The organism is Bacteroidia bacterium, from assembly GCA_025056095.1.
Taxonomy (GTDB): Bacteria; Bacteroidota; Bacteroidia; order JANWVE01; family JANWVE01; genus JANWVE01.
This window is the reverse complement of the sequence record JANWVW010000168.1, coordinates 1-6,139: the sequence shown is the minus strand read 5'-3', so window position 1 is coordinate 6,139 and position 6,139 is coordinate 1. Positions and strand designations below refer to the sequence as shown.

Sequence of the window (6,139 nt, the reverse complement as noted above, 5' to 3'; positions counted from 1 at the left end):
CCGAAGCGATAGCGTAGCCCGTAGCACGCCGACCTTGTGGGCATGAGCGCAAGCGAAACGCCCACAAGGGCACGCCCCAAAAAAAATTACATTCGTTTTTTCAGCTCTTGAAGCAGTTTTACAATAGGACCCGTATTTTGCATGATATAATAGTGCAAACAAGGCACTCCAGCTTCCAACAACTCAATAGATTGTTTTAATGCCCACTGTATCCCTATTTCTGCTTGTTCATTTTCAGGTGCATTGAGCATCTGATCAACCAACTCATCTGGAATACTGACATGAAAAGCACGAGGAATACTACATAATTGCCCAGCATGGGTTAAAATTTTTAGCCCTGGAATGATAGGTACAGTAATACCTGCTTTTCTGCATTTATCTACATAGTCAAAGTAAAAACGATTGTCAAAAAACATTTGTGTTACAATGTAGTGCGCGCCTGCGTCTATTTTTTTCTTTGTGTTTTGAATATCAAAAGTAAGATTGGGCGCTTCAAAATGTTTTTCAGGATATCCACCTACGCCAATGCAAAAATCTAAAGGCGCAGCATCAATCAGCTCATCTTGATAAATCCCTTTGGTCAAGTTATGTACTTGTTGCACTAATTCTACGGCGTATTTATTAACTGTACGATTATCAGTAATTACCTTAGTGTAATTGAGGCTATCTCCTCGCACGCAAAGCACATTTTCTACACCTAAATAATTAAGCTCAATCAAAGCATCTTCGGTTTCCTCACGAGTAAAACCTTGACACAAAATATGCGGTACAGGGTCTATGTTAAACTTGTTCTTAATTGCTGCACATAAGCCAATTGTACCTGGTCGTTTTCGTTTTACTCTTCTGATAATTCTACCATCAGGCATTTCTTCGTATATAGCTTCGGCTGCATGAGAAGTTATATCAATAAAAGCAGGTTCAAAAGGCAAAATAGATTGCACAATGTCAAATATTTGCTGCACGTTTCCACCCCTTTTGGGAGGAATAATCTCTACACTAATTAAAGGATTCCTTGCACGCTCTAAATGCTCTATAACTTTCACATCACAAATATGCGTAAAGTGAGCATACTTTTGAGAACTTATTTTGTTTTTTTTATTTTAGGAACTATTTTTTGTAATTTTGTGGTTATATTCAACGTAATGTTTAACCATCTGCTTACGACAGATATACCGAATAACTATGAAGTTCCCTATTTATTTAGATAATAACGCTACTACACCTGTTGATCCTAGGGTGTTGGAAGCTATGTTGCCTTACTTTACAGAAAAGTTTGGCAACGCAGCGAGCAGAAACCATTCTTTTGGTTGGGAAGCTGAAGAAGCAGTTGATTATGCTAGAGAGCAAGTAGCTAAGCTCATCAATGCTAATGAAAAAGAAATCATATTTACTTCTGGTGCAACAGAGTCTATCAACCTTGCTATCAAAGGGGTAGCGGAAATGTATGAGAAAAAGGGTGATCATATTATCACAGTAGTAACTGAACACAAAGCAGTACTGGACTCTTGCAAGCACTTAGAAAGATTAGGAAAAAAAGTAACTTACTTACCTGTCAATAAAGAAGGTTTGATAGACCTTAATCAGTTAGAGAGCGCCATCACAGATAAAACGATACTAGTTTCTGTAATGTATGCCAATAATGAAATTGGCACGATACAAAACATTCGTGAAATTTCTAAAATAGTGCGCAGTAAAGGTGTTCTATTCATGACTGACGCTACTCAAGCAGTAGGTAAAATTCCTGTTGACGTAGAAGCCGATGGAATCGACTTGCTAGCCATGTCAGGACACAAAATTTATGGTCCTAAGGGCATAGGTGCACTGTATGTACGTAGAAAGAATCCAAGAGTAAAACTAACTGCTCAAATACACGGTGGTGGGCATGAGAGAGGTATGCGATCAGGTACGCTGAATGTGCCTGGTATTGTAGGATTAGGAAAAGCATGTGAGATAGCGCTACAAGAAATGCCCACAGAAAGCGTAAGGTTAGCAAGACTTCGCGATAAACTAGAAAATGCGATTATAACCACTATTGAAGAAACATATGTAAATGGTAGCAGAGAACACAGACTACCACATGTAACGAATATTTCTTTCAATTTTGTAGAAGGTGAAGGCTTGATGATGGGTATAAAGAACCTTGCAGTTTCATCAGGTTCAGCATGTACTTCTGCATCATTAGAACCTTCTCACGTACTCAAAGCATTAGGTGTAAATGATGAACTTGCTCACTCTTCTATTCGCTTTGGATTAGGTAGATTTACTACAGAAGAGGAAATAGACTACGCCATCCCTTACATACAGCAAGCTGTGGCTAGGCTAAGAGAACTAAGCCCCTTGTGGGAAATGTTCAAAGAGGGAGTGGACTTTTCTAAAGTAGAATGGAAAGCACATTAAAACTTTTTTTACTATTATCTCGTTATAATTTTGCGTAAAAATAAACTTAATAATTAAGATAGAGCTATGGCATATTCAGATAAAGTAATAGACCATTACAACAATCCACGTAACGTGGGTACATTAGACAAAAATAAAAAAGAAGTAGGAACAGGCTTGGTTGGTGCCCCTGAATGCGGAGATGTGATGCGCCTTCAAATTGAAGTAGATCCTGAAACTCAAACTATTATAGACGCTAAGTTCAAAACTTACGGTTGTGGGTCAGCTATTGCAAGCTCCTCATTGGCTACAGAGTGGTTAAAAGGCAAAACAATTGAGGAAGCACTCAAAATAAATAATATGGATATTGTGGAAGAACTTAGCTTACCCCCTGTAAAGATTCATTGCTCTGTACTAGCTGAGGATGCTATTAAAGCAGCTATCAATGACTGGCGCATCAAAAACGGGTTAGAACCCCTAAAATTGGATGAACGCTACTAAACGGAATTCGGTATGATTACTGTCAGCGAGAAAGCACTTCAAAAAATTTTATCGCTCAAAAAAGAAAATAACCTTGATGAATCTTATGGTCTGCGAGTATCCATTACAGGAGGTGGATGCTCCGGACTTTCTTACCATTTAGACTTTGATAATGAGCAAAAACCTGGTGATCATGTTTTTGAAGACAAAGGTCTAAAAATATTCGTGGACATGAAAAGCTTACTCTACCTAGTAGGGACAGAGCTTGATTTTTCAGATGGTCTAAATGGTAAGGGATTTCACTTCATTAACCCGAACGCCACTCGCACCTGCGGATGTGGCGAAAGCTTTGCAGTGTAGATAAACCTACTTACTTTCACTTATTGAAAAGAGCTCAGGGCAGCGGCTTCATACGTTGCCCTATTTTTTTGCTTAGGACTACAAATCAATCACTCGTTAGAATAAGAGCAAGCAGTTGTTGTAAAATTAAACACTACTCTTTAACTTTGTTTAACTGACTTTCTAGCATGAGAAATTTCATCCTTCTGGGGATTATACTGCCCTTTGTACTAAAAAGTCAATCTCTGTATTTTCCCCCTTTGACAGGAAGTACATGGGATACGATTTCTATAAGCAGTCTAGGCTGGTGCCAAGATAAAATGGATAGTTTAGTTGCTTTTTTGGGTAGAGAAAACACAAAAGCGTTTATTCTACTTAAAAATGGCAAAATTGTAGTAGAAAAATACTACGGTACATTTACCAAAGATAGCTTGTGGTATTGGGCTTCAGCAGGAAAAACTCTTACTGCTTTTGCAGTAGGTATCGCTCAACAAGAAGGATATCTGTCTATAAACGATTCTACCTCCAAATTTTTAGGCTTAGGCTGGACTTCATGCAGCCCTCCCAAAGAGGGACAGATTACCATAAAACACCAGCTAAGCATGAGCACAGGGTTAGATGATGGAGTTCCTAATCCTGATTGTACACTAAGTACTTGTTTGCAGTATCACAGTGATGCAGGTACACGTTGGGCTTATCACAATGCACCTTACACATTGCTTCACCAAGTAATACAAAGTGCAACAGGTACAAGCATGAACGCTTACATTAACACTCGGATTAAGAACAAAATAGGAATGGAAGGCTTTTTCTATCCTGTGGGCTATAACCAAGTTTATTTCAGTAAAGCTCGTAGTATGGCAAGATTCGGACTTTTACTGCTCAATAAAGGTTATTGGAACACTACTCCCGTTTTATCGGATACAAATTATTTTAATCAAATGACAAACACCTCTCAACCTCTCAATTTAGCTTATGGATATCTCACATGGCTCAATGGAAAGTCCAGTTTTATGGTACCGGGCTTACCTTTCGTTTTTCCAGGCAAATTGATGCCCAATGCACCGAATGACGCTTATTTTGCTTTGGGTAAAAATGGACAAATAATAAGTGTATATCCCTCACAAAAGGTAGTTTTTATTCGTATGGGAAATTCCCCGAGCAGCTCTGCCGTAGAGTTTGCCCTCACAGATAGCATTTGCAGGCGATTGAATGCAGTTATGTGCAGCACTACCTATCAAACCGAACTTTTTGATGAATCAGAAAACAAAATTCAAGTATATCCTAATCCTGTCTATTCACAGCATCAAAGTATTTTCATTTCTATTCCTAACAGTAAAAATATTCGCTCTGCTACTTGCACTATTATGGATTTAGAAGGCAAAATTTTGTGGCTACGCGAATGTACAAACACAGACCTGTCAAGGGGAATTATAGAATGTTCCGCATATTTATCATCAGGGGTATATTTTGTTAAGTTCAGTTGTGATAGCTTTGTACAGACAGTCAAACTAATGGTTTTTTGAAAAAGTAGCTTTTCTAAACTCAACTAACCTTAGTAGTTAATAGGCCCGCTTGTGTTATTATTGCAGTGTGAAAAAACTGTGGATTTGGATTACACTCAACTTTGTACTACATGTCTTTTTTATGAACAGACCACCAAACAGTTTACACACATGGCGGCAATGCAGTACATTAGCAGTAGCTCGTAATTTTTATGAAGAAAGCATGAACATATTCAAACCCCGCGTAGACAATCGAGGGCTCTCTGATGGAGTTACGGGCATGCAATTTCCTTCACTTGAATACTTGTTTGCGATAGTCTACCATATTACAGGTGAAAAATATTGGATAGCGCGATTTTTGACATGGTGCATTTTTGTAGCAGGAGTTATAGGTTTATACCTTTGGGTAAATGAGTGGCTGCAGAGTAAACCTATCGCTTATTACACGGCGGTTATTTTTCTATTTATTCCTGAACTTTTTTTTCATTGCATCAACCCTTTACCAGACATATTAGCTTTAAGTGCAAGTATATGGGCTTTGTATTTCTATCAAAGGTTTAATCAAAATAGAACTTGGAAAAACGTTCTCATTTGTACTTTCTTTGCTACTCTTGCAGGGCTTACCAAAATACAGTATTTAGCTATTGGCTTTTTTATGGTAACAATTTTTTTCATCTCTTGGCAAACATATACCTACAAAGATATTTTGAAATTGACCGTACTCGGAATTTGTAGTGTAGTTGTTCCTTTATCTTGGTACAGGCATGCAGTGTATCTTATTAGAACTTCGGGGCTGTATGATTTTGGAATAGAATTCCGCCCTGCCAAAGAAACCAAACTTATTGTTGAGATTTTAGAGAAAAACATTATCAGCGATTTACCTGAACTGCTTTTAGGTTTTAGTAGTTTTGTGCTTTTTGTGTATGGCTTAATCCGCATTAAAGAGGTAATAAAGCAAAGAAAATATTTTTTACCCATATTAGTTTGGAGTATTGCTCTGTTGATTTATCATTTCGTGGAGTTGACACAGATGAAGTACCATGAGTATTACATGCTACCTTATACGATAGTACTCTCTACCATTGCTGGTTGGGGCATGTATAAGCTTAGTCAACATACAGTAAAAGGATTGAGATATTTAGCATATCTATGTTTTTACTTAGTTCCTGTTGTGGCAATAATTAGGATTTATCCTGCAAGGTGGCTGACAGACAGCCATTTACTTCCTGACGAGTTATATTATGAGCAGAGTAGGCAAATACTTAGGCAAAGTGTACCTGACCAGTCGTTATGTATAGTAGGTCCAGATGCTTCGGGAGCGATTTTTTTCTATATGTTACACAAGAAGGGCTTTGCAATTTTGGACTGCCATCGTGCGGTTGAAGAATTTGAAAAGCATAAGTCCTATGCTCAATATTTGTATTGGTATGAAAAGGAGT

6 protein-coding genes are annotated in these 6,139 nt (G+C 37.9%); 5 read left to right on the top strand and 1 reads right to left on the bottom strand.

All coding sequences use genetic code 11. From position 1 onward, the window contains the following. Window positions 1-86 precede the first annotated feature (86 nt). Complete coding sequence (locus NZ519_10890) at window positions 87-1,043, bottom strand: methylenetetrahydrofolate reductase (protein MCS7029256.1); 957 nt, start codon at window positions 1,041-1,043, stop codon at window positions 87-89. Between the two features lie 139 nt (window positions 1,044-1,182). Between NZ519_10890 and NZ519_10885 the strand changes: the two genes are divergently transcribed. The 5 genes from NZ519_10885 to NZ519_10865 form a co-directional block, all read left to right on the top strand. Next, window positions 1,183-2,397 carry an IscS subfamily cysteine desulfurase gene (locus NZ519_10885; GenBank protein ID MCS7029255.1) on the top strand — a complete coding sequence of 405 codons (1,215 nt, stop codon included), beginning with the start codon at window positions 1,183-1,185 and terminating at the stop codon, window positions 2,395-2,397. Window positions 2,398-2,463: 66 nt separating this feature from the next. Then, entirely contained in the window at window positions 2,464-2,877 is a 414-nt protein-coding gene (gene iscU / locus NZ519_10880; protein MCS7029254.1) for a Fe-S cluster assembly scaffold IscU, read from the top strand. A 12-nt stretch (window positions 2,878-2,889) separates the two neighbouring features. Continuing rightward, complete coding sequence (locus tag NZ519_10875; GenBank protein MCS7029253.1) at window positions 2,890-3,216, top strand: iron-sulfur cluster assembly accessory protein; 327 nt, start codon at window positions 2,890-2,892, stop codon at window positions 3,214-3,216. A 167-nt stretch (window positions 3,217-3,383) separates the two neighbouring features. Beyond that, complete coding sequence (locus NZ519_10870; GenBank protein ID MCS7029252.1) at window positions 3,384-4,721, top strand: serine hydrolase; 1,338 nt, start codon at window positions 3,384-3,386, stop codon at window positions 4,719-4,721. A gap of 67 nt (window positions 4,722-4,788) precedes the next feature. Then, window positions 4,789-6,139, top strand: a 1,351-nt coding sequence (locus tag NZ519_10865; GenBank protein ID MCS7029251.1) for a glycosyltransferase family 39 protein, incomplete at its 3' end; no start/stop codon positions are given.

Coding starts and splice junctions, on each gene's coding strand:
- NZ519_10885 (MCS7029255.1), top strand. CDS start 1,183: ATGAAGTTCCCTATTTATTTAGATAATAACGCTACTACACCTGTTGAT.
- iscU (MCS7029254.1), top strand. CDS start 2,464: ATGGCATATTCAGATAAAGTAATAGACCATTACAACAATCCACGTAAC.
- NZ519_10875 (MCS7029253.1), top strand. CDS start 2,890: ATGATTACTGTCAGCGAGAAAGCACTTCAAAAAATTTTATCGCTCAAA.
- NZ519_10870 (MCS7029252.1), top strand. CDS start 3,384: ATGAGAAATTTCATCCTTCTGGGGATTATACTGCCCTTTGTACTAAAA.